The 22,352-nt window shown below is 67.6% G+C and carries 18 protein-coding genes; 8 read left to right on the plus strand and 10 right to left on the minus strand.

Going from position 1 to position 22,352, the window contains the following annotated elements; translation table 11 throughout:
- Positions 1–6: 6 nt before the first annotated feature.
- Both ACN9M6_RS11805 and ACN9M6_RS11810 read right to left on the minus strand, forming a co-directional pair.
- Positions 7–441, minus strand: a complete 435-nt coding sequence (locus ACN9M6_RS11805; RefSeq protein ID WP_419163098.1) for an FG-GAP-like repeat-containing protein — start codon at positions 439–441, stop codon at positions 7–9.
- A 95-nt stretch (positions 442–536) separates the two neighbouring features.
- The gene (locus ACN9M6_RS11810; RefSeq protein WP_419163099.1) at positions 537–1,250 is read right to left on the minus strand and encodes a hypothetical protein; all 714 of its coding nucleotides are present in this window, start codon (positions 1,248–1,250) and stop codon (positions 537–539) included.
- Positions 1,251–1,442: 192 nt separating this feature from the next.
- Between ACN9M6_RS11810 and ACN9M6_RS11815 the strand changes: the two genes are divergently transcribed.
- Entirely contained in the window at positions 1,443–4,628 is a 3,186-nt protein-coding gene (locus ACN9M6_RS11815; RefSeq protein WP_419163100.1) for a WD40/YVTN/BNR-like repeat-containing protein, read from the plus strand.
- Positions 4,629–4,631: 3 nt separating this feature from the next.
- Here ACN9M6_RS11815 and ACN9M6_RS11820 read toward each other — a convergent pair whose 3' ends face one another.
- The gene (locus tag ACN9M6_RS11820; RefSeq protein ID WP_419163101.1) at positions 4,632–5,408 is read right to left on the minus strand and encodes a TonB-dependent receptor; all 777 of its coding nucleotides are present in this window, start codon (positions 5,406–5,408) and stop codon (positions 4,632–4,634) included.
- 291 nt (positions 5,409–5,699) lie between these two features.
- Here ACN9M6_RS11820 and ACN9M6_RS11825 point away from each other — a divergent pair, with 291 nt between their 5' ends.
- From ACN9M6_RS11825 to ACN9M6_RS11840, 4 genes are all read left to right on the plus strand, one after another.
- Positions 5,700–7,004 (plus strand): alkaline phosphatase PhoX, encoded by a 1,305-nt coding sequence (locus ACN9M6_RS11825; protein ID WP_419163102.1) that lies wholly within the window; start codon positions 5,700–5,702, stop codon positions 7,002–7,004.
- Complete coding sequence (locus tag ACN9M6_RS11830) at positions 7,001–7,672, plus strand: septal ring lytic transglycosylase RlpA family protein (RefSeq protein WP_419163103.1); 672 nt, start codon at positions 7,001–7,003, stop codon at positions 7,670–7,672. The genes ACN9M6_RS11825 and ACN9M6_RS11830 overlap by 4 nt, the downstream gene beginning before the upstream one ends.
- Positions 7,673–7,919: 247 nt before the next feature.
- Entirely contained in the window at positions 7,920–11,081 is a 3,162-nt protein-coding gene (locus ACN9M6_RS11835; RefSeq protein ID WP_419163104.1) for a BamA/TamA family outer membrane protein, read from the plus strand.
- Positions 11,082–11,088: 7 nt separating this feature from the next.
- Positions 11,089–11,448 (plus strand): phage holin family protein, encoded by a 360-nt coding sequence (locus ACN9M6_RS11840; protein ID WP_419163105.1) that lies wholly within the window; start codon positions 11,089–11,091, stop codon positions 11,446–11,448.
- On the opposite strand, the gene ACN9M6_RS11845 is transcribed toward ACN9M6_RS11840, so the two are convergent.
- Genes ACN9M6_RS11845 through ACN9M6_RS11860 form a run of 4 tightly spaced genes read right to left on the minus strand, consistent with a single transcriptional unit; the run spans position 11,445 to position 13,957 of the window.
- Positions 11,445–12,041, minus strand: coding sequence for an iron-sulfur cluster assembly accessory protein (locus tag ACN9M6_RS11845; RefSeq protein ID WP_419163106.1), 597 nt, complete (start codon positions 12,039–12,041; stop codon positions 11,445–11,447). The two genes, ACN9M6_RS11840 and ACN9M6_RS11845, sit on opposite strands and share 4 nt — an antisense overlap.
- 30 nt (positions 12,042–12,071) lie before the next feature.
- Positions 12,072–12,650 (minus strand): orotate phosphoribosyltransferase, encoded by a 579-nt coding sequence (pyrE, locus tag ACN9M6_RS11850; RefSeq protein WP_419163752.1) that lies wholly within the window; start codon positions 12,648–12,650, stop codon positions 12,072–12,074.
- Between the two features lie 28 nt (positions 12,651–12,678).
- A complete protein-coding gene (locus ACN9M6_RS11855) occupies positions 12,679–13,176 on the minus strand; it encodes a Fur family transcriptional regulator (RefSeq protein WP_419163107.1) in 498 nt (165 codons plus the stop codon).
- Between the two features lie 46 nt (positions 13,177–13,222).
- Complete coding sequence (locus tag ACN9M6_RS11860; protein WP_419163108.1) at positions 13,223–13,957, minus strand: hypothetical protein; 735 nt, start codon at positions 13,955–13,957, stop codon at positions 13,223–13,225.
- Positions 13,958–14,079: 122 nt separating this feature from the next.
- Here ACN9M6_RS11860 and ACN9M6_RS11865 point away from each other — a divergent pair, with 122 nt between their 5' ends.
- Both ACN9M6_RS11865 and ACN9M6_RS11870 read left to right on the plus strand, forming a co-directional pair.
- Positions 14,080–14,565: a DUF192 domain-containing protein gene (locus ACN9M6_RS11865; protein ID WP_419163109.1), complete on the plus strand. Its 486-nt coding sequence runs from the start codon at positions 14,080–14,082 to the stop codon at positions 14,563–14,565.
- Between the two features lie 13 nt (positions 14,566–14,578).
- Positions 14,579–15,973: a class II fumarate hydratase gene (locus ACN9M6_RS11870; protein ID WP_419163110.1), complete on the plus strand. Its 1,395-nt coding sequence runs from the start codon at positions 14,579–14,581 to the stop codon at positions 15,971–15,973.
- Positions 15,974–15,987: 14 nt separating this feature from the next.
- Here the strand turns inward: ACN9M6_RS11870 and ACN9M6_RS11875 are convergent, their stop codons facing one another.
- The 3 genes from ACN9M6_RS11875 to ACN9M6_RS11885 are packed head-to-tail and all read right to left on the minus strand — an operon-like array spanning position 15,988 to position 20,158.
- Entirely contained in the window at positions 15,988–16,917 is a 930-nt protein-coding gene (locus ACN9M6_RS11875; RefSeq protein WP_419163111.1) for a DUF4340 domain-containing protein, read from the minus strand.
- Positions 16,914–19,151, minus strand: a complete 2,238-nt coding sequence (locus tag ACN9M6_RS11880) for a Gldg family protein (RefSeq protein WP_419163112.1) — start codon at positions 19,149–19,151, stop codon at positions 16,914–16,916. The genes ACN9M6_RS11875 and ACN9M6_RS11880 overlap by 4 nt, the downstream gene beginning before the upstream one ends.
- Positions 19,148–20,158 (minus strand): ATP-binding cassette domain-containing protein, encoded by a 1,011-nt coding sequence (locus ACN9M6_RS11885; protein ID WP_419163113.1) that lies wholly within the window; start codon positions 20,156–20,158, stop codon positions 19,148–19,150. The genes ACN9M6_RS11880 and ACN9M6_RS11885 overlap by 4 nt, the downstream gene beginning before the upstream one ends.
- A 221-nt stretch (positions 20,159–20,379) precedes the next feature.
- On the opposite strand from ACN9M6_RS11885, the gene ACN9M6_RS11890 reads away from it, so the two are divergent.
- Positions 20,380–22,332 carry a hypothetical protein gene (locus ACN9M6_RS11890; RefSeq protein WP_419163114.1) on the plus strand — a complete coding sequence of 651 codons (1,953 nt, stop codon included), beginning with the start codon at positions 20,380–20,382 and terminating at the stop codon, positions 22,330–22,332.
- Positions 22,333–22,352 lie beyond the last annotated feature (20 nt).

A 22,352-nucleotide genomic window follows, 5' to 3' on the forward strand; every position in this document is an offset into this window, starting at 1 on the left:
CCTGCGTCAGTTCGGCACGTTCTCGAACAGCAGGAGAAGATCGTCGATCTCGTCGATGCCCGTGATGTCGAGGTCTCCGTCGTTGTCCCGATCGTGGAGGATGGCGCACGAAGCCGCGGTCCGGGCCGCGAGTTCCTCCGGACGTCGCCGAAAGCGTCCATCGACGTTCTCGAAGATCACGAAGTGGCCGCTGTCGAACGTACCGTCACCTCGCGACGCGAGCGTGACCACCTCGTCGGAGCGGCGAGTGCCGATGAAGACGTCCATGAGTCCGTCGCCGTTGACGTCACCGGGCGCGCACGACCACTCGCCGTCCCCGATGTCCATCGTGCCGGCCGGCACCAGCGACTGGACAGCGACCGCCGGAACCGGTTCGGGACGCCGAGCAAGGGTGTCTTCAGGGTTGAGATCAGGGACTTCGTCATCGGGGGCATTCTCCACGATTGACCGTGAAGATGCCCTACCCTCGTACGCAGGGACAGTTCGCCGGACTACCGCAGGATGCGAATTGGAAGAAGTGGACGGAAAGGCGGAGCCTACCGGCCGGACCAGCCCATGCGACGGCCACCGATTCCTCCCAGACCCTGCCCGCGGCCGAACCCTTTCCCGGGCAGGCCCAGCCCGATGCGGTCGCGCGGGCCCTGGAGGCCCGCGGTAATGCAGTCGGTCCACACGCCGATGGCGGTCACGCCCCCTCCGCCGAACCCCTTCCCGGAGGCTGACGAAGTCCGTCCGGTTCCCTGGCCCGAGAAGGCTCCGGACTCGGGCCTGCGCCGAAGGATGCCCCGATTCGCCGGTTGCGTCTTGCCCGGGGTCTCGCCAAGCGCCGGCAGCGCCATCGGAGAAGCCGGCGCCGCCACGAAAGTGAGGAGACCGACGCTCGTGCCCGCCGCCCCCGGCGTCGATACCGGAGGCAGCCGGACGGGCGCCGCGGCCGCCACAGCAGCGCTCTGCCCAATGGCCCCGGCGGCCGACCCCGCCGAGCCGCCCGATGGCAGCTTTCCGGGTGGCTGGATCCGAACGACTTCAATGACGCGTTCCGTCGAGGACTCGGCTGCCTGACCCTGGCGGGGAAGGCCCTTGGCCGCGTGACGGCTCTGGGGCATGTCCACTGTGACCCACGCAAGCAGGGCCGCGTGAACCAGTGCCGAGGCGGCGAGCGAGATCACGACACGCCCACGGGCCCGGATCCGGCGCCGAGAGGCGCTGTCCGAGACGCGGTTTGCCGCAGCAGGCGTCGTGCGTCGCATCGAGACTCCGTGGATCCGGATTCCGGCCGGCCACCCTGGCCCAGGCACACCCTCCCTATAACAGGACGATCTCACCCGCCTTCGGGTCACATCGACCCTGACCGAGATCTCTACGCTGTACGCGGCGCGACCCAGGCGCAAGATTCGGGACGGGACTTCGCCCGGAGAACTCTCGAAGGAGGCAGTGCCAAAGTGGCAGGATTCCGCGACTCTCCAGCGACGACACGGATCGCGACGATCCTTCTCATTGTGGCGGTATCCGACTCCGCGGCGCCGGAGAGCGCTGCACCGCAGCAGGTCGATGACCGCTACCTGAATCTTCTCGAATGGCGCTCGATCGGCCCCACGCGCGGCGGCCGGGTCCTCGGCGTCGCGGGCCACCCGACGGACGATCTCGTGTTCTATCAGGGGAGCGCCGGCGGGGGGATATGGAAGACGGAAGACGGCGGGGCGAATTGGCGCAACGTCTCGGACGGCTTCTTCGGCACCGGCTCCGTCGGCGCCGTCGAGGTCAGCCGCTCGAGCCCCGAGGTCGTCTACGTCGGCATGGGCGAAACGTGCGTTCGCGGCAATGCGTCGCACGGCGACGGCGTCTACCGCTCAGACGACGGCGGGGCGACGTGGCGGCACCTCGGCCTGGCCGAGACGCTCCAGATCGCCCGCGTCCGCGTTCATCCCCGGAATCCGGACGTCGCCTGGGTGGCCGCGCTCGGCGATGCCTGGGGCCCGAGCGAGGCACGCGGTGTGTATCGCACCCGAGACGGCGGGGCTACCTGGGAAAAGGTGCTGTACCGTGACGAGAACACGGGCGCGATCGACCTCGTGCTGGATCCGGCCAACCCCGACATCCTCTACGCCTCACTCCTGGAATTGCGGCGCTTCCCCTGGGGCTTCCGCAGCGCGGGGCCCGGGACCGGGCTCTTCAAGAGCACCGATGGCGGCGACACCTGGACCGAACTGACCGACAATCCGGGCCTTCCTTCGGGTCTCAAGGGACGGATCGGAATCACCGTCTCGCCGCGCAACTCCGGACGTCTGTGGGCGATCATCGACGCGGCGCGCGGCGTGAAGGGCATCTTCCGATCGGACGATGCCGGGGAGACGTGGACGCGCGTCAACGAGGACGCCAACCTGCTCCAGCGTCCGTGGTACTACCATCACATCGTGGCGGACCCCGGCGATGAGAACACCGTGTTCGTCCTCAACGTCTTCCTTTGGAAGTCGACGGATGGCGGAGAGACGTTTTCGCGCGTCTTCACGCCGCACCCGGACCATCACGACCTGTGGATCGATCCCGACGATCCCCGCCGGATGATCAACGGGAGCGACGGAGGGGGTACGGTAAGCTTCGACGGAGGCCTCTCCTGGTCGAGCCTCCTGAATCAGGCGACCGCGCAGCTCTACCATGTGGTCGCGGACAATCAGACGCCGTATCGCCTCTACGCGTCTCAGCAGGACAACACGTCGATCTCCGTGCCAGGTCGCTCCGACTTCGGCCGCATCTCGCTCGAGGACTGGTACACGGTCGGCGGGGGCGAGGACGGGTACATCGCCGTCAACATCGAAGACCCGAACATCGTCTACGCGGGGGATCACCACTGGGTGTACCGGTACGATCACCGCAACCGGCAGGTCAGGGACATCTCTCCGAATCCCGAAACGCACTACGGCTGGGGTTCGGCCGACATCAACTACCGGTTCTGGTGGACGTATCCGGTGATGACGTCGCCACACGACCCGAACGTGCTCTACGTCACGTCACAGCATGTACACCGCACGCGGGACGAAGGACACAGCTGGGAAGTCATCAGTCCGGATCTCACCCGAGCCGATCCTCGCACGCTGGAGCCGACTCCCTCGTACGAGGGCGAGGAGACGGGAGAATACTGGGGGCCGATTACCCGAGAGGCGTACGGTCCCGAGTGGTACGCCACCATCTTCGCGTTCGCCGAGTCACCGGTGCAGCCCGGGCTCCTGTGGACGGGATCCGACGACGGCTTCATTCACGTGTCACGCGACGGCGGAGCCAACTGGGAAGATGTGACGATTCCGGACCTGCCCGAGTTCGCGCTCATCTCGGTCCTCGAACCGTCCGCGCACGACCCCGCGACGGCGTACGTCGCCGCCACGCGATACAAGCTCTCCGATCACGCGCCGTACCTTTACCGGACGACCGACTACGGGGAGACGTGGTCCCGTATCACGACGGGGATTCCCGATAACGATTTCACCCGCGTCGTCCGCGAAGATCCGGTCCGGCCCGGCCTCCTGTACGCCGGCACCGAGCGCGGCGTGTACGTCTCGTTCGATGCGGGGGAGAGCTGGAGGTCGCTGAGTCTGAACCTTCCGGTGGTCCCCATCCACGACCTTGTCCTCCGGGACGGGGATCTCGCGGCGGCCACGCACGGCCGCTCGTTCTGGGTGCTGGACAACGTCGCGCTGCTTCACCAGCTCACTCCCGGGGAGGCGGCGACCGGACCGAGGCTGTTCCGCCCGCGTGCCGCCATCCGGTACAACACAGGCGCCTCGCCCGCGGCGTTGTTCTCGGCCATGGGACGGCCGGGAGCCGGCGATCCGGCGGGGGCGAATCCGCCGGATGGCGTCGTGATCCCGTACCATCTGCCCGAACCGGTACCGTCGGGCGTTACCCTCCGCATCCTCCAGGACGGAGCCCTGATTCGGGAGTTCTCGAGCGAGGCGGCCACCGCGGGGCCGGACGCGGATTTCTTCGGACGGAGCGGAGGCAGCGGAGGACTCTCGGCGGAAGCGGGCGCGCACACCTTCGTCTGGGACCTGCGCGTGGAGCCCGCCATGGTGCTCGACGACGCCGTGTTTCAGGGCAGCGCGAACGGTCCCCGGGTCCCGCCGGGCGACTACACGGTCGAGCTGAACCTGGGCGGCCGGACACTCGCGCAGCCGTTCCCGGTCGTCCGCGACCCGCGGGTCGACGTCACCGACGTGGAACTCCGCACCCAGTTCGAGTTTCTACTTGAGGCGAGGGACCGCCTGACCGAGACCATGGAACTCGTGGGCCGGATTCGGGACATGCGCGCGCAGGCCGAGCAGGCCGTGGAGCGCGCCGGGGGTGGAGACCGTCTGCAGGCAGCCCTCGCAGACCTGAACGGCGAACTGTACCCCGTCGAAGAGCGGCTCGTGCAGTACCGGGCCCGCGCCGGCCAGGACCTGATCGCGAACCCCACGGCCATCGACAGCAAACTGGCGCGACTCATGGGGTTCGCCTCGATGGGGGACGGCCCGCCCACGCAGGGGCAACTCGATCTGCTGGCGCGGCTCGCCGCGGGCATCGAGGAGCGGACGGCGGCGGTGGACGAGATCGAACGGACGACGTGGGCGAACCTCGTGCGGCTCGTCCCCTAGCCGCTAGCGATTTCGCATCGTGATAATGATGGCGCCGATGAAACCGTCGCCACCGTAGCGCGCGGAAGCCTCGGTACGCGACAGGATCTCGATTCGGCTGATTTCGTCGATCGACAGATCGCGGATCGCCGAGACGCCGTCGGCTTCCCGGCGCTCGTTGATCCTTACTTCCATGGACTGAAACCGGCCGCTCCTGAGGCTCGACGACACCGAATTGAGGAGGATGACTTCACCCACCGTGCTCCTGCGGCTGAAGCTGAGGAGCTGGTGCTGGCGCAGCAGCTCGTACACGCTCATCTCGGGCAGGTGCAGCAGATCCTCGGCACGGATGACTTCCGAACTGTACGCCCGGCCTCTGCCGCCGCCGACGTCGGCGAGCGATCCGACCTCGGCCCGCGAGTCGGGCTCCGCGGTCAGGGATATGAGCAGATCCTGCTGGGCGAGCGAGACGGCCGTGGTGTAGGAGACCGCTTCTCCGCGCCGGTCTCCGAGGAGGGCCCGCAGCGAGACTTCCATGTCCTTCGGCAATCCGCACAGGACGAACAGACCCTCCATGTTCGTCGGCGCCTCGACGCGCTGCCGGGCGTTGTCCCGCACCCAACTCGCGGCGACGGTTACGCCGGGGACGACGGTCTCGGCCTCGGTCACGAAGCCCACGACGGCCGCTTCAATCTCCTCGTTCCCGCTGGGGCAGAAGTCGACGAACGTCTGCGCCGCTGCCGTGTCCGCAACGACCAAAAACAGGGCAGGCGCCACAAGGCGCAACCGCAAATTCCGCATGTCCACATCTCTCCTCATTGAAACGCTCTGAACCTGCCACGCGGGCCCCATGGAATATCGCGGTGCGAGCGGGCTGCCGACAATTTAGGATACCTCGGGTCCGATCTGCGTTGCCCGGGGCGCTTCGGCCGTCGAGCCGCGACGGAGAACGGAGCACGGACCAACATATCTCTAGTTGATACTCCACAACCTGCCTTGGGTGCCACCCAACGCGCTACGGAGGAAGCCCTGAACAGAATCGCACGCCGGGACTTCGTGCGTCAGGCCGGACGCTGGGCGGGGGCTGCCGCGTTGGCCCCTTCGCTGTCGGGTCTCGCGGCCTGCGCCGCCCGCGCGTCCGCTCCAGCCGCCGCTTCGGGCGCCCGGGGGTATGGACCACTGCGTCCCGCCGGTCGGGAGCTGGCGCTGCCGGAGGGGTTCTCCTACGCCGTCATCAGTATGGAAGGGCACCTCATGTCGGACGGAAGGCCCACGCCGCGGGCTCACGACGGCATGGGGCTCTTCCCGGTGAGCGAGGGCGTCGTGCGCCTCGTGCGCAATCACGAAGATCAGGATCCGCCAGGTGTCGCAGTCCCACTGGTTCCCCGGGAACTGGCATACGACCCGCTGGCGGGCGGCGGTACGACGACGCTCGAGGTTCGGCTGGAGTCGGACGGGCGGCCGACCCTGCTGCGAGACTTCGCGAGTTCGGGCGGCACGACGATCAACTGCGCGGGCGGCACGACGCCGTGGCGCAGCTGGTTGTCGTGCGAAGAGACGACATTCGGCCGGGGGCGCGGGTGGTCCGTCCCGCACGGATACGTGTTCGAGATCCCCGCGGACGCCGACGAGCCGGTCCGGGCCGAACCCATACGGGAGATGGGGCGCTTTACGCATGAGGCCATCGCCGTGGACCCGGACACAGGGTTCGTCTACGAGACCGAAGACTACAATCGACGCTCGGGCTTCTACCGCTTTCGACCCCGTACTCCGGGCTTCCTGGCTGGTGGGGGTGCTCTGGAGATGCTCGCGGTGCGAGGCGAACCGCAGGTTGATCTCCGGACCGGCCAGCGACCGGGTGTATGGCGTGAGGTCGATTGGGTCCCGATCGAACATCCGGATCCACCCGAGGCGGAGCGGAGTGCAACCACCGTGTGGGCGGAAGGGTTCGAGGCGGGCGGAGCTCGGTTTTCCCGGCTCGAGGGCTGCTGGTACGCCGACCGGAGCCTCTATTTTCACGCGACGAACGGCGGAGAGGCGCAGCTCGGTCAGGTGTGGCGCTACGTGCCCGCGGAGGAGGCGCTGGTCCTCGTATTCGAGTCGCCGTCGGCGGACGTCCTCAACGGCCCGGACAACGTCACGGTCAGCCCCCGAGGCGGCATCCTCATCTGTGAAGACAACTCCGGGGCGACCCATCTCCGGGGGCTGACTCCCTTGGGCGAGATCTTCCCCTTTGCCCGGAACATCCTCAACCAGCGCGAGTTCGCGGGCGCCTGCTTCAGCCCGAACGGACGGACGCTGTTCATCAACCTCCAGGGCGATACGATTTCGATGGGACCGGGGAACCTCGGTCAGACGTTTGCGATCTGGGGACCATGGGAGCGCGGGCCGCTATGAGCGGGCCCCGGGGCAGCCGCTCGTCCGTACGGGTGCGCCGCAGGGCTGCGTTCGCGCTCGCGCTCGCGGCCGGACCCGTGGCACAGGGCTGCGTGTGGTACCCGCGCCCGAACACCACCCCCTCCACCGACCCGGCAGTCTACGTGGTCGGCTGGACGCAGACCGGGGTCGCCTCGTGGTACGGCGAGCCCTTCCACGGCCGTCGCGCCGCGGCCGGCGGTGTCTACGACATGGATGCCATGACGGCCGCGCACCAGACGATCCCGTTCGGGACGCGCATCCGTGTGGACAACCGCGACAACGGCCGCTCGGTCGAACTGGTGGTGAACGACCGGGGACCCTTCGTGCGCGGCCGAATCCTTGATGTGTCGCGCGCCGGCGCGCAGGAACTCGGCATGATCGGGCCGGGGACCGCGCGTGTCCGCATCACGATTGTCGAATCGGCCAACGCGGTGTCCGCACGGGGCGGCTGCGTCCTGATCCAGGTTGCCTCGTACGGTGAGCGGGCAAGCGCCGAGGCGAAGCGGCGAGAGGTCGAACAGGCTGGGTTCGAGGCCGCGATCGAGCCATTCGAAGAAGTGTACCGCGTCGTGGCCGGCCCGTTTGCGGACGAGGCCGCGGCCCGGCGGGCGGCCGAGGGACTGGGCGGGTTTCTGCGACGCTGCTGACGAGACGCGGTGAAGCCTGATCGAGCGTCGAGGTGACCCGGGGCGCTCTGCAGTCGTGCTAGACGTGCTGGAGCGAAGTGGGGTCGGGAATTCGAGCGCCCGGACGCGCCGAACCGCATAGCGGAGGTCCGGCGCCGCGGGTAGCTTTCGACACCCCCCGACTGCTCGCCGCCCGCGGCGCGGCACGCCCTCCCGGGGCCCAGGAACCCGGGGCGGTCGATGGCGGTAGGCTCCTGGTGGAGGACGTATGCTTCGGAGAAGTCACACGCTCGCCGTTCTGGCGGCTCTCACGGCCCTCGCCGGGCCCGCCGTGTCCGCGCTCGAGGCGCAGGCAGGGCGGTACTTCGGGCGCAACAAGGTCGTGTACCGGTCTTTCGATTTCGAGGTCCTGAAGACACAGCACTTCGACATCTACTACTACGAAGAGAGCGCCGCAGGGGCGCAGATGGTCGGACGTCAGGCCGAGCGCTGGTACGCGCGACTCTCCCGGGTACTCAATCACGAGTTCCGCGAGCGGCAGCCGATCATCCTCTACGCCGACCACCCCGATTTCGAGCAGACGAACACCTCCGGACAGTTCATCGACGAAGGCACCCAGGGCTTTACCGAAATCCTGAAGCGACGCCTCGTCATGCCGATGATGGTGTCCCTCCACGAGACGGATCACCTGCTGGGCCACGAGCTGGCGCACGCCTTCCAGTTCGACATGACAGGGCAGGGGACGGGGGGTCCGGGCCTTGATGTCCCCGGCGCGATCCGGCTGCCGCTCTGGTTCATCGAAGGCATGGCCGAGTACCTCTCGATCGGACCCATCGATCCCTTCACCACGATGTGGATGCGGGACGGGCTGGACCTGGCGGACGGGTTTCCGACGATCCCGGATCTGCGCGACGGGCGGTTCTTTCCCTACCGCTACGGACACGCCTTCTGGTCCTTCATCGGCGGCACGTTCGGAGACGACAGGATCGGCCGGATCCTCAACCTCGCGGCGCGCACGGGGAACGCGCTCGCGGCGATCGAGGCCGTGCTGGAAGTCCCGATCAGCGAGCTCTCCGACCGGTGGAAGGGCGAACTCGAGACGTACTTCGTGGACGCGCGGCAGGAGACGACCTCTCCCGACGCCTACGGTCGCCGCGTGATCTACGAACCTCCCGAGGAGGGCAAGCTCAATCTCGGCCCGGCGATCAGCCCCGATGGCGATGAGATGGTCTACATCTCGCAGAGCGACCTCTTTTCGGTCGAGATGTTTCTGGCCGATGCGCGTACCGGGGTGATCAAGCGTCGCCTGACGAACAACGCGGTCGACCCGCATTTCGAGAGCCTCCAGTTCATCCATTCGGCGGGAGACTGGCACCCGAACGGCCGCCATTTCGTGCTCGCCGGCATCAAGACGGGCGAGCCGCTGCTCACGATCATGGAAGTCGCGAGCGGGGACATCCTGCAGGAGATCAGGGTCGAGGGGGCCCAGCTGGGTGCAATCTTCAACCCGAACTGGTCGCCCGACGGCTCGCGCGTCGCGTTCAGCGGCCAGTCCGGCGGCTTCACCGATCTGTACATCCTCGACATCGAGACGGAGCGGCTGACGCGGCTCACCGCGGACGCGTTCGCGGATCTCCAGCCCGCATGGTCGCCCGACGGCCGGTCGCTCGCGTTTACGACTGATCGCTACACGACCGATCTCGAGCTGCTCGTCGCCGGCCCCTATCAGGTCGCCCTCCTCGACGTGGAGAGCGGCGCCATCCAGGCGCTGCCGGGCTTCGACGACCAGTTCCGGAACTACAACCCGCAGTGGTCCCCTGACGGACGGAACCTGTACTTCATCTCGGACCACGACGGGATCGCCAATCTGTACCGGCTCGATCTGGAGACACGCGAGCGCTACCTGATCACGGACCTGTGGACCGGCGTGAGCGGTCTCACGGCCATCAGCCCGGCCGTATCGGTGGCGCGCGGCACGGGCGATGTCGCGTTCAGCGTCAACAAGGGTGGACCGTTCAGCTACGAGATCTACGTGATCGACGATCCGGAGGTCCTGGAGGGCGAGCCGGCGCCCGAGATGCTGGTCGGCGTCGACGCGTCGATCATTCCCCCCCGAGAGCGCATCTCGACCACGCACGCGGAGCTCCTCGGCAATGCGCGGCTGGGGCTGGCCGATCCGCTCACATTCGAGGAGGACGAGTACCGGTCCCAGCTGTCACTCGACTTCATCTCGCAGCCCACGATCGCCTTCGGGGCCAGCGACTTCGGTGTCTTCTTCGCGGGCGGAGCGAGCCTCTTCTTCTCGGACCTGCTCGGAAACCGGACGCTGCAGACCCTCCTCTCCGTGAACACGACGTTCGGGAACGTGATTCAGGGGACGGCGCTCCTCGCCGGATACGAGAACCTCTCTCACCGCTGGAACTGGGGCGTGATCGCGGGGCAGGTGCCGTACGTGACGCGCTATCCCCAGCTCTTCCAGGTAGATGTGAATGGCCGGCTCGTCAATGTCTTTCGCGACTTTCGCTGGTTCCAGATCAACCGGGAGCTAACCGGGATCGCGGCCTATCCATTCAACCGGAACTCGAGGATCGAGTTCTCCGCCAGGGCACGGCAGATCGACTTTTCCGGCGAGATCGAGGAGCTCGGGATCGATGCGTTCACGGGCGAGTTGCTCGCGAGCGAGGAGTCGGATCTCGCGGACTGCGTGGACGATGCCGTCCCGGCCTTCGGTGGCGAACCATGCGCGCCAGGATCGCTGTATACAGCGGGCGGCAGCGTCGCCCTGGTGTACGACAGCTCGATCTTCGGCGGAACGAGTCCGATCGTCGGACAGCGCTACCGGCTGGCGGTGGAGCCGGCGGTGGGCACGCTCAATTTCCTCACCGTCTCCGGTGACGTGCGCCGATACGTCCGCGCGGGTCCGGTCACGGTCGCCGGTCGGGCGCTTCATTTCGGCCGGTGGGGTAGCGGTTCGGACGACTGGCGGCTGGGTCAGCTCTTTCTCGGGATGCCATCCCTCGTCCGGGGCTACTCGAACCGATCGATCGAGGTCCGCGAATGTACCGCCGTCGTCAGCAGCTCGCGCGGCTGTCCCTTGTTCGATCAGCTCATCGGCAGCCGCATGGCGGTGGGGAATCTCGAACTGCGACTTCCGCTGCTCGGCGGGATCGGCGTCATCCGGGCCCCCGGCGCGCCTCCGGTCGAGGTGGGACTGTTCTACGATATCGGCAAGGCCTGGATGAGCAAGACGGCCGTAAACTGCCGATCGGAGAGCTGCGCGTTCGCCGACCGCGACTGGGTGTCGAGCGCCGGCTTCCTGACACGCGTCAACCTCTTCGGTCTCATGATCGCGGAGATCAACTTCGTCCGCCCCTTCGACCGCCCCGGCAAGGGCTGGGTCTGGCAGTTCAGCCTGACGCCCGGTTTCTGACGGAAGCATGAATCTGGTCAGGAGCTGGCTGATCAACGCGGTGGCGCTCTACGCGGCCACGCGGCTTCTGGATGGGGTCCGGGTCGACAGTCCGGAGGCGTTGATCGGAGGCGCGCTGGCGATCGGTCTCATCAACGCGATCGTGCGGCCGATCCTGCGCGTCGTGACCTTCCCGATCACGGTGCTGACGCTGGGGTTGTTCTACTTCGTCCTCAACGGCCTGATGTTCTACCTGGCCGCGTCGCTGATTCCGGGGTTCGAACTCGCCGGCCTGGTCACCGCGATCCTCGGCGCCCTCGTGATGTCCTTCGTCGCGACGGTGCTGCACATCTTCCTGAAACCCCGGAAGAAGAATCGCAAGAACTAGGCGTAGTAGGGGCTGCTGCCGGCGGCGTGGTCCGTGACGTCCTGGACGTCGACAATCTCGGGCGCGGCGTCCTTGATCATCTGCTTGATCCCCTGCGTGAGCGTCACCGAGGCCATGCCGCAGCCCTGGCAGCCACCCCCCATGGTCACGTAGACGACGTTGTCGCGGATCTCGACGAGGTGTACGGTGCCGCCGTGAGACGCGACCCCCGGGTTGATCTGCTCGTCGATCACACGGCGGACGCGGTCGACCAGCGGTCCATCGAGCGACCCCGAACCGAGCGGCTGGATGTTCGGATTCCTGAAGTGAAACCCGGAGCCCTGAAGCGACTCGACCCAGTCGACCCGGGTGCCGGCGAGGAGGGCGGCGCTTCGGGAATCGACGATCACTTCGAAGCCGGCGGCGTCGAACGACTCGTCTTCGGACTCCCGTTCGAACGGCTCGATCAGCGCCATCTCGTATTCAGGGGCGATCGGGCTCGCGTTCTGGATGCTGACCCGAACCACCAGGCCTTCGGCGGGGTCCTCGGCAATGAACGTCCTGATCCGCTCGGAGGCGGCTTCCGTGAATACAAGAATTTCCTGCTCGGACACTCTTCTTCTCCTCTGGCAGCCAGGGGCTGCTTATGTTCGCGCTGAATCCGCGGTGGCCACCGCCGCCCGAAGATCGCTCGCCGTATAAAGTACAATAGTATGCAGCCCCGCACGTTCCAGCGCGGCCCGACCCCCTTCTTCGCGATCCACCAGGCCCACCACGCCGAGCACGTCGCCGCGGGCCTGATTCACCGCCTCGCACGCCTTGAACGCGGAGCCGCCCGTGGTGATCACGTCCTCGACGACGACGACTCGCGCCCCCGGTTCGAAACAGCCCTCGATGAGCTGACCCTTCCCATGCCGCTTGGCGCGCTTGCGTACGGAGAATGCGTGTATCGGATCCCCTTTGCGCCAGCTGGCGGCGGCGATCGCGTAGGCCAGCGGATCTGCGCCCATGGTGAGGCCGCCGATGGCGTCGGGTCGCAGCCCCGCGTCTCGAATCGCCGCGAGCCCGACGTGGCCGATCAGCACCTGTCCGTGTGCGTGCATCGTCGTGGTCCGGCAGTCGATGTAGTAGTCGCTGTGCGCGCCCGACGTGAGCACGAAATCGCCGAGCCGGAACGACCGCTCGGACAGCAGGTTGAGAAGTTTCGTGTGCGAGGAAATCAGCGGACCCTCCCCTCGTTTGCCCTCTAGCCTAGTTGATCTGGCCCATCACCCGGCCGGATTCCGCGTCGCAGCGGGAACACAACCCGTAGAGCTTCAGCTGCCGGCGAAGGACATGGAAATCGAATTGCCGGGCGACTTCCGCCTGGAGTTGGTTCAGTTCATCTCGCTGAAACCGGGACACGACCCCGCACGCGGTGCAGATGAGGTGGTCGTGAGCCTGTCCCACCTGTGCCTCGTAGCGCTTGAATCCCTCGTCGAAGTCGTGTTCCGTCGCGAGACCGACACGGACCAGAAGGCTCAGCGTCCGGTAGACTGTCGCTTTCCCCACGCGCTCACCTTCGTCCCCGAGCCTCGCGGTCACGTCGTCCGCGGAGAGACGTTGCCCGGATTCGAACAGCACCCGCGCGATGGCCTCCCGCTGCTGCGTAACGGGCAGATGCTGCTCCCGGAGTGCGGCCCGGAACAGTCCGAGCATCACGGCGGCGCAGCCAAGAGGCGGTCGTGGTGTGAGGATGTCGGTCGTCACTTCGAGTTCTCGTGTTCTCAATGCGCTGAGAAGATAGATCCGCTGGTCATGCCTGCAACCAGTGGGCCTCGAAGTCGTCCACCACCTGCCGAAGCACGCGATCGACGGGAGAGGTTGCCCCCGGGGTGAGGAACCGGTCCGAGAACCGGTTGAGCGCGACGCGGAGGGCGGTGAAGGTCTTCGCGGCGTCGCGGTAGCAGCCGTCGAGCTGTTGGCGGCGGGCGAACGGGGCGTCGGCGGCCAGCGAGAACCCGGTCTGGCCCATGTTTTCGTAGTACCCAAGGTCGGGTCCCCCCTTCCGCCGCACCCGATGGCTGATCCAGTCGGGAAACAGGCCAGAGAGCCAGAGCGCGAAATTGCCGAGATGGGCGCTGAGCAGGAAACCGCGCTGGCCGTCCGCCTCGGCGATCTCCGCGACGAGGTCGACGACGTAGCGGTACTCGCGGTCCTCATAGTCCGCGATCCGGTGTGCCCGGGCTTCAGTGGCGAAGTGCAGGAAGATCGACGTCACGTAGTCGGCCATGAGGCGGGATTCGACGCCGCCGTCGATCAGACTGCGTCGTAGCGCCACGTAGGAAAAAAGCGCCAGTGGCAGCCGCGACACCCCCGGTTCGGCGACGAGGGCGCGGGCCGCGCCAGGGTGATCGAGCAGCACGTCGATCCCCCGTTCCGACACCAGCGACTCGAGGCGCCCCTGATCCTCCCCTTCCCGGGTGAGCAACTGCACGAGCCGGGCCGCGTCGTCGCGCCCGAAGGAAACCCTGACATCCGGCAGAATCATGTCGCCTCCCCTCCCGTGGCCTCGCCGCGTGTCCGCCTCGCCGTCAAGTTCCATACCCCAACCCCTCTTGCTAGTTTTGGCTGCGAGAGCAGGAGCCGCAACGAGTCGATCGGATGCAGAACATGAGAAAGTCGAGATTCCGGCTGGCCTGCCTGGCCGGTCTTCTGGCCTGTGGCACGGTGGACGCGGGCACGGCCCGCGAAGCGGGAGTCGAACAGAGCAGGGAGCCCGCCGCCGAGGCCGTCGCCTCCGTCGCCCCGGAGCTGGTCCCGCTTCGCGTGGGTGGGATCGAGGTCCAGGTGGAACTCGCCGATGACGCGGACGAACGCCAGCGGGGCCTGATGTACCGGGAGTCGCTCGAGGAGAATCAGGGGATGCTGTTCGCGTATCCCGAGGAACGAACCCTCGGCTTCTGGATGAAGAACACGCTCATCCCCCTCGACATCGCGTACATCGACCGCGAAGGCCGCATCGTCGACATCCAGCAGATGGAACCGCAATCCACGGAGACCCACAACTCGGCGGCGCCGGCCATGTACGCACTGGAGATGAACCAGGGCTGGTTCGAGGCCAACGGGGTCCGCGTGGGCGACATGATCGAATTCTAGCCTGGATCAACGCATGGATCATCGCATAGAGAAGGACTCGATGGGGGAGATGGCGATCCCCGCCGATCGGCTCTACGGAGCCCAGACCGAGCGGGCCCGCCAGAACTTCCCCATTTCCAATCTCCGCTTCGGCCGCCGATTCATCGAGGCGCTGGGCGCGATCAAGCTGGCTGCGACACGCGTCAACCGCGATCTGGGACTGCTCGACGCCGAACTCGGAGAGGCGATCGAGCGGGCGGCCCGCGAGGCGATGGTGGGGGATCTCGACGCGCATTTCGTACTGGACATCTTCCAGACCGGTTCCGGTACGTCGACGAACATGAACGCGAACGAGGTGATCGCGAACCGGGCCATCCAGCTGCTGGGCGGGGTCGTGGGCTCGCGGAGTCCCGTCCATCCGAACGATCACGTCAACCTCGGACAGTCATCGAACGACGTGATCCCGACCGCAACTCACATCGCCGGGCTGGTCGCGATCGAACGGGAGCTTCTCCCCGCGCTCGAGGAGCTTCGCTCGGCGCTCGCCGCCAAGGCCGGGGAGTTCGATCACATCGCGAAGGCGGGCCGCACCCACCTGCAGGACGCGACCCCCGTGCGACTGGGTCAGGAGTTCGGAGGCTACGCCAGCCAGATGGCGCACGGGATCCGTCGGATCGAGGGGATCCGCCCAGCGCTGGCGGAACTCGCCATCGGCGGGACGGCGGTGGGCACGGGAATTAACACGCCTGCCGACTTCGGCGCGCGCATGGCGGCCGCGCTGAGCGAGATCCTGGAGGTCGAGTTCGCCGAAGCCGCGAACCACTTCGAGGCTCAGTCCGCCCGCGATGCCGTCGTCGAGGCAAGCGGAGCGCTGCGGACGGTGGCCGTGAGCCTGACCAAGATCGCGAACGACCTTCGCTGGCTGTCATCCGGCCCGCGCACGGGCCTCGGGGAGATCAACCTGCCGGCCGTGCAGCCCGGGTCTTCCATCATGCCGGGCAAGGTCAACCCGGTGATGGCGGAGTCCGTCCTTCAGGTGTGTGCGCAGGTCATCGGCAACGATACGGCGATCGTCGTGGGCGGACAGTCCGGGAGCCTCGAACTCAACGTGATGATCCCGGTCATGGCCCACAATCTGATCGAGAGCGTTCGGATACTGGCCAGCGTGAGCGTCGAGTTCGCGGAGCGCTGCGTGCGCGGAATCACCGCGAACGAGGAGCGCTGCCTCCGGAACGCCGAATCCACCGCGGCGCTCGCCACGGCCCTCGCGCCGGTCATCGGCTACGACAAGGCGGCCGAGTTGGCCAAGCTCAGCCTGGCGGAAGACCGGACGCTGAAGGAACTCGTGCTCGAGCGGGGACTGGTGGGCCCGGCGGAACTCGACCGCATCCTCGACTTCCGCGCGATGACCGAACCGGGACTCCCCTAGCCGGTCCGTGGCTGCTAGGGAACGGGGACGAGCGCTTCCGGGAGCAGGCGGTTCACGGTAAGGCCGGCGAGCCTGAATACCTCCGTTCCGTCCGCCAGACGTGCGAGCCAGTCTCCGCGGTCTTCATCTTCCAGCAGGAGGAGCGAGAGTTCGAGCTCGCGCTCGGTCACATCGCCGGATCCGGTAGAGAAGACTTCGACCGAGGCGTCCGGGAGGGAGAAATCCGCCGCACCCTGTTCCTGCTCCGTGGGGAAGCCCGAGGCGGATAGCGTGGGCAGAACGTCGAGCATGCGCCGCACGACCGCGGAGTCCGCCGGCGCGTCGCCCGCAAGCCAGCCATCATCGGTTCGCCGCAGGACGGCCTCCTGGTCTGCCCGACGCATGAGGATTTCCCGCACCGCGGCCGTGTCGACCGAAGCGACTCGTCGCGGACGCCATCCGTCGCGGGGCCGGCTCAGGTAGCCCCCGGCCGGCCCGTCCAGCCGATACACGACGGGGTCGCCCGGCAGGCGCACGAAATAGCCTCCCGAGCGCGTGTCGCGTGGTCCGAGATGGAACAGTACGCGGTCGCCCGCCTGGGTGCGGACCTCGACGCGCCGGCCGTCCTCCCCGACCCCCATCGCCGCATGATTCGACGGGTTGCGGGCGACGGTCTCCGCGGACGCGAGGTCGCCGATCACACCCAGGAGGTCGACGACCTTCTGCTCGTCCGCCACGTATCCGTCGACCGTCCAGCCACCGGCCCCCTCTGCAAGACGCACGGTGCCCGCGTTATCCGCGAGCACGATGTCGACACCCGTGATGGCGTCCGTGACGACGAACGAGAAACCGTCGCCTACATCCAGCGTCCCTCCGGAGCCGTCGTCCCTCAGCAGCCTGGGCAGGTAGAGGAGGACCGCCGCCCCGAGCACGACCGCGATGATCTTCAGCTGCTTCGCGTTCATACGAGCGCTCCGCCATCGGTGTACGTGCGGTGCTGTACCCCCCGCCTGCGTGCGAGACGCAGCCCGCCGATGAGGATGAAGAGCAGCGGCACGCCGGCCAGGTTTCCGTATCTGGTCAGATCGCGGAGCCATTGGCTCGGGAAGCGGAGGGGAGGCGGCGCGCGATCCTTGGACCGAATCGAAATCAGCGCCTCATCCTGCGCCAGCCAGTCGATGGCGTTCTGGAAGAAGACCACGCCGGCGAGGCCGGACACCGACCGCCGCAGCGTCTCGTCCGCGATCAACGATGACGAGCCTGCAAGCACGATGCGTCCGCCCCCCGGCTGCGAGTACGCCGCGGCCAGCGTCTCGACCGCTACATCCTCCGGGGCGATGGCCTCCAGCCAGTCCTGGTTGGGGTCGATCGAACGCGGGGTTTGCAGCCGTCCTCCCACATCCGAGGTCGCGAGCAGCGGGGTCACCGTCGTGCTGTCCTCCACTTCGATCAGGAGCGGACTCCCGAAGCGCATCGGCACGTTCGCCACCCCCTCGACGATCACGTGCCGGGAAGCCGGCTGGGCGAGCGCCCACAGCGGATAGGGTATGATGAGCGGGCCGAGGCCGGAGGGCACCTGAACCTGCTCATTGAAGTCCAGGTCGTAAGCCATCGCGGGGACGATGCCCAAACCTCGCACTTCAAGCAGCGAGTCGAGGGCCGGATCGAAGGTGGGTCCCGCGAACCGCGCCTGCATGTCCGCCGTCACGCCCGATTTCAGGACGAAGAGGCTTCCGCCTTCGTCGACGAAGCGGCTCACGATCTCGCCTTCCATCGGCGCCAGCGGCTCTCGGCCGCCCGCGATCACGAGGACGTCGACCGAGTCCGGGACGGCCATCGTCATCGAGTCGACAGAGAACTCCGATACATCGTACTCCAGGCTGAGACGGGTGTTGGCGAGCCGCAGCCCCGAGCGCAGATCCAGTTCGCCGTGCCCCGTCATGATCGCGACGTTGGGCCGTTCCGGCCTCGTGAGCGCCCGGATCATCGTGGCCAGGCGGTACTCCAGATCGACGGTCTGCCGGATGAGCGGAATGATCTGGTTCTCACCCGCATACTGGACGGCGAGCCCGAAGTAGCCTTCCCGGATCGACACCGCGTCATCATTGTACACCCGGAACCGAGCCGGGCTCACGCCGAGCAGGCCCGCCTCCTCCTCGGCTTCGGGGTCTGCGGCGGGATCCACGCGGACGAGATTGACGTTCGCCCCGCCGGTCGCGTCGAGATCCTGAAGCAGATCATCGACATCGCGACTCACCGGAGTCAGTTCAGGCGGGAGTTCGGTCGAGCGGAAGAGCTTGAGCGTCACGAGATCGTCGAGTCCGCGAACCAGTTCGGCCGTCGCCGGCGACAGGGTGTAGACCTTGCCGGGCGTGAGATCGAGTCGTCCGCGCAGTTGAGCACCCGCCAGCGCGGCGACGATCGCGATCCCCACCAGGCCCAGAACCCCCACGCGCAGTCGTCGGTAGGCCTGGCGTCCCCGGCTCAGCCGCTCGCGCATGATCGAGAAGTATGTGAGCGACAGGAACGCCGCGCCGAGCGCCAGGAAGTACAGGATATCCCGCAGGTCGATCACACCGCGCGCGACGTTCGAAAAGTGCCCGAGTACACCGAGGCGGGAAGCCAGGGCCGCGAGCGGAGCGGGAAGCGAAAGCGTGACCGTCGGCAATCCGATGAGGTAGAGGGCGAAACTGATCGTGACGCCGATGATGAACGCGGTGACCTGATTGCGCGTGAGGGATGACGCCCACAGGCCGACCGATATCAGGGCCGAGATCAGAAAGACCGAGCCCAGATACTGGGAGAACACCACGCCCCACTGAAGATCGGCTCCCCATGAGAGGCCGAAGGGAATCCCCAGCGTCCCCGCCATCGCGACGAGCAGGAAGAGGAGGACGCCGAGGAACTTGCCCAGCAGGAACTCCAGGACCTCGATCGGCTGTGCGAGGACGAGCTCGAGCGTCCCCGTGTTGCGCTCCTCCGCGAACGACCGCATGCAGACCGCCGGGATGAAGAAGAGCAGCAGCCACGGAAGCAGCGACAGCATGGGCCGGAGCGACGCCTCGTCCAGGATGTAGGCTTCCTGGAAGTAGAAGTAGAAGTTGATCCCCAGGAAGATGACCAGAAGGATGTAGGCGGTCGCGTGGTCGAAGTAGCTCGCGAACTCGCGTCTCGCGACCGTAAGAATGCGGCCGATCATCCCTCCACCTCCTCGCGGGGCTCGCTCTCGGTAGCCTCGGGCGTCCCGGCCGGCGTCTCGGCTGCAGCGCCGGTGCCTTCGGCGGTGAGCTTGTGGAAGAGGTCCTCGAGGCTCGCCTGCGCGAGGTGCAGCTCCCACAGCGGCCAGCCGCGGGCCGCGGCGAGGCTCGAAATGTCCGGGCGGGGGTCCTCGCCGGAGGCGCCCTCGACGGAGAACCGGGAGCGATCGCCCTCCGGCTCCAGCGCGTCGGCCCGCGTCACGGAGGGAAGATCGCCCAGCGCGTCCAGCGCGGCCTCCGGCGGGGCTTCGAGTTCGACCATCACGCGAGCGCCTCCCTGACCGGCGACCAGCGCGTCGACAGAACCGTCGGCGACGATGCGCCCGTCGTTGATGATGACGACGCGCGAGCAGGTCTTGCGGACCTCCTGCATGACATGCGTGCTCAGGAGCACGGTGCGGTCCGACCCCACGTCCCGGATGAGACTTCGGATTTCGACGCGCTGGTTCGGGTCGAGCCCTTCCGTGGGCTCATCGAGAATCAGAATCTCCGGGTGTGACAGGATGGCCTGGGCGAGGCCGACCCGCTGGCGGTACCCCTTGGAGAGCTGGTTGATGGGCCGATAGTACACCTCTTCGATGCCGGTCTGGGCGACGACATCGTCCGTCCGGACGCGGATCTCGTCGCTGCCCATCCCGCGGAGTCGGCCCATGAACGTGATGTATTCGCCGGCCAGCATGTCGCGGTACAGGGGGTTGGTTTCCGGCAGGTAGCCGATGCGGCGCCTCAGTTCGACCGGATGGTTGTCGATGGACAGACCATCGATCGAGATCGTCCCGCCATCGGGTTCGAGGTACTGGGTGAGCAGCCGCATGGTCGTCGTCTTCCCGGCGCCGTTCGGCCCGAGGAAACCCACGACTTCGCCGCGATCGATCGAGAAGCTCGCCGAATCGACGGCGACCGTCTCACCGAACGTCTTCACAACATCTGTGAGTGATACGAGTGACATCGGATCTGCCGTTGGGGGGTGCACGAACCGCCCGGCGTCGCCGGGACGGGCCCGCCGATGGACAGTTCAGTCCGTTCGAGTGTTGCCCGCGGCGCCTGCGGCGTCCGGGCCAACGGGCGGGAAAGGTAGATCGGGCACGGTGCGAGTCAAGCACGGCCCCGGCCCCGGGGTGACCGGCTCGTCGCAGACAAGTGGGCCGCGCGGCCGTAGCTTCCCCCGGCATGAACGCGTTTCTCAGGGTGTTCCTCGACGCAGGCCGACGTGTGGTGGGGTTGCTGCTGGTGACGCTGGTTGCCGTCCCCGCCTTCATGGTCCTCGATCCTGCCGCCATCCCGAACTCGCTCGATGATCTCATGCGCCGGTCGGGCTCTCAGCACTGGTCGTACACGTGGGGCGTGACGACCGGTCTCTGGACCCTGCTCGTGGTCGGTGTCGCCGTGCTGGCCGGGGTGATCGCGAAGGGACGGGTGTCGGGGTTCCTCGCGCGGGCGGGCCAGGCTATCGCGCGGCCTCCCCGCTGGGCGGTGGCGGGGCTCATGGGGCTCATCGGCGCCGGCCTCACGGCCGCGGTCGCGCTGCTGGTGTTCGAGGGCCGCACGATTCTCAACGACGCGAGCGTGCAGCTGCTGCAGGCCCGCTACTTCGCGGCCGGGCAGCTGGCCGGACCTCCGGTGCCCATGCCCGAGTTCTGGGCGATCCAGTTCATGTTGTACACACCCGCGGGGTGGGTGTCACAGTATCCGCCGGCGCACGCGCTGTGGCTGGCGGCGGGCTTCGGGCTGGGCGGCCCGTGGATCGCGATGGCCGGGGCGATGGGCCTGCTGGGCGTGTTCTCCGTCCTCTCGTTCGAGCGCTTGCTGCCCAATCGCATCGCGGCGGTGCGGATCGGGGTCCTGCTCGCGGTCACCAGCCCCATGCTGCTGGCTCTCGCCGGGGCCTACATGAACCATGCGACGGTGGCGGCGTTCGCCGCGCTCGCCCTCTACCTCGCCCTCCGTGCCGAAACGGGCCGGGCACTGTGGGCGTTGGCGGCGGGCGGCGCGATGGGCTTCATGGTCACGACGCGCCCCATCTCCGGTCTGCTCATCGGCGCCGCCGTCACGGCCGGCGTGTGGCTCACCTCGCCGCGGCAGGCGCCGGGCCTGCACCGGCCGTGGCTCCTGCGCCGGTTCGGCCACTGGGCGCTGGGCGGCCTCCCGTTCGCGATCGGCCTCGCGTGGTTCAACACGCGGTTCTTCGGCGGTCCGCTCACCCTGGGCTATACGGCGGCGGCGGGCCCGAGCCACGGCCTCGGCTTCCACGTCGACCCGTGGGGCCGCATGTACGGGTTCACCCAGGCGCTCGGCTATACATCGACGGAGTTGACTTCGCTCGGCCGGGGACTCCTCGGCACCGCGCTGCCCGTCGCTGCGCTGATCGGGCTCTTCCTGCTCTTCGCGCGCCGCCTGGACCGCGGCGAACGCATCCTCGCCGCCTGGGCGCTTCTCCCCATCCTGGCGAGCGCGCTCTACTGGCACCACGACCTCATCTTCGGGCCCCGCATGCTGGGCGAAGCCGTGCCCGCCTGGTGCGCGCTCCTGGTGCTGGCGACGCTTGGCCTCGTCCGCCTGGGCCGACGCCCGTGGCTCTCCGATATGGTCGCCGTCGTCGTCATCGCGGCCCTCGGCTACGGTCTGGCCGCGGGCGGGCGTGGACGCGTCGAGCGCATGGCGAGCCGCGCCGCCCCGGTCCCGGAGGTCACCGAGCCGGGGCCGAGTCTCGTATTCGTCCACGAGCTGTGGGCGGACCGGGTCGGCGCCCGGCTCGCCGCGCGCGGGATGAGGCTCGACAGCGTGCGGGCCCTGCTGGCGCGGTACCATCCCTGCCAGCTCGAGGCCGCCTTCGTCGGCGCCCAGGGACCGGAAGAGGTCGCCGATAGATGTCAGCTGGAAGCCGGGTCCGATCGGCTTGGCTGGCTCGGTCTCACGGACTACGTGTGGCGCGGTGACCTGCCCGGCCTGGATGGTTCGGGCGTGCTCTGGGCCCGGGATCTCGGGCCCGAAGCGAACGCGCGGCTCATCGCCTCGTACCCGTCGCGGACTCCGCTCTTCGTGCTGCCGGACGGCGCCGGCAACGGCCAGGTCGTGCCTTACGATATGGGTCTGAACGCCGTGTGGAGCGGCGTCCCGCCTTAGGCTCTCTCGCCTGTCCCGGG

This window comes from Candidatus Palauibacter sp. (genome assembly GCF_965197445.1).
Taxonomy (GTDB): Bacteria; Gemmatimonadota; Gemmatimonadetes; order Palauibacterales; family Palauibacteraceae; genus Palauibacter.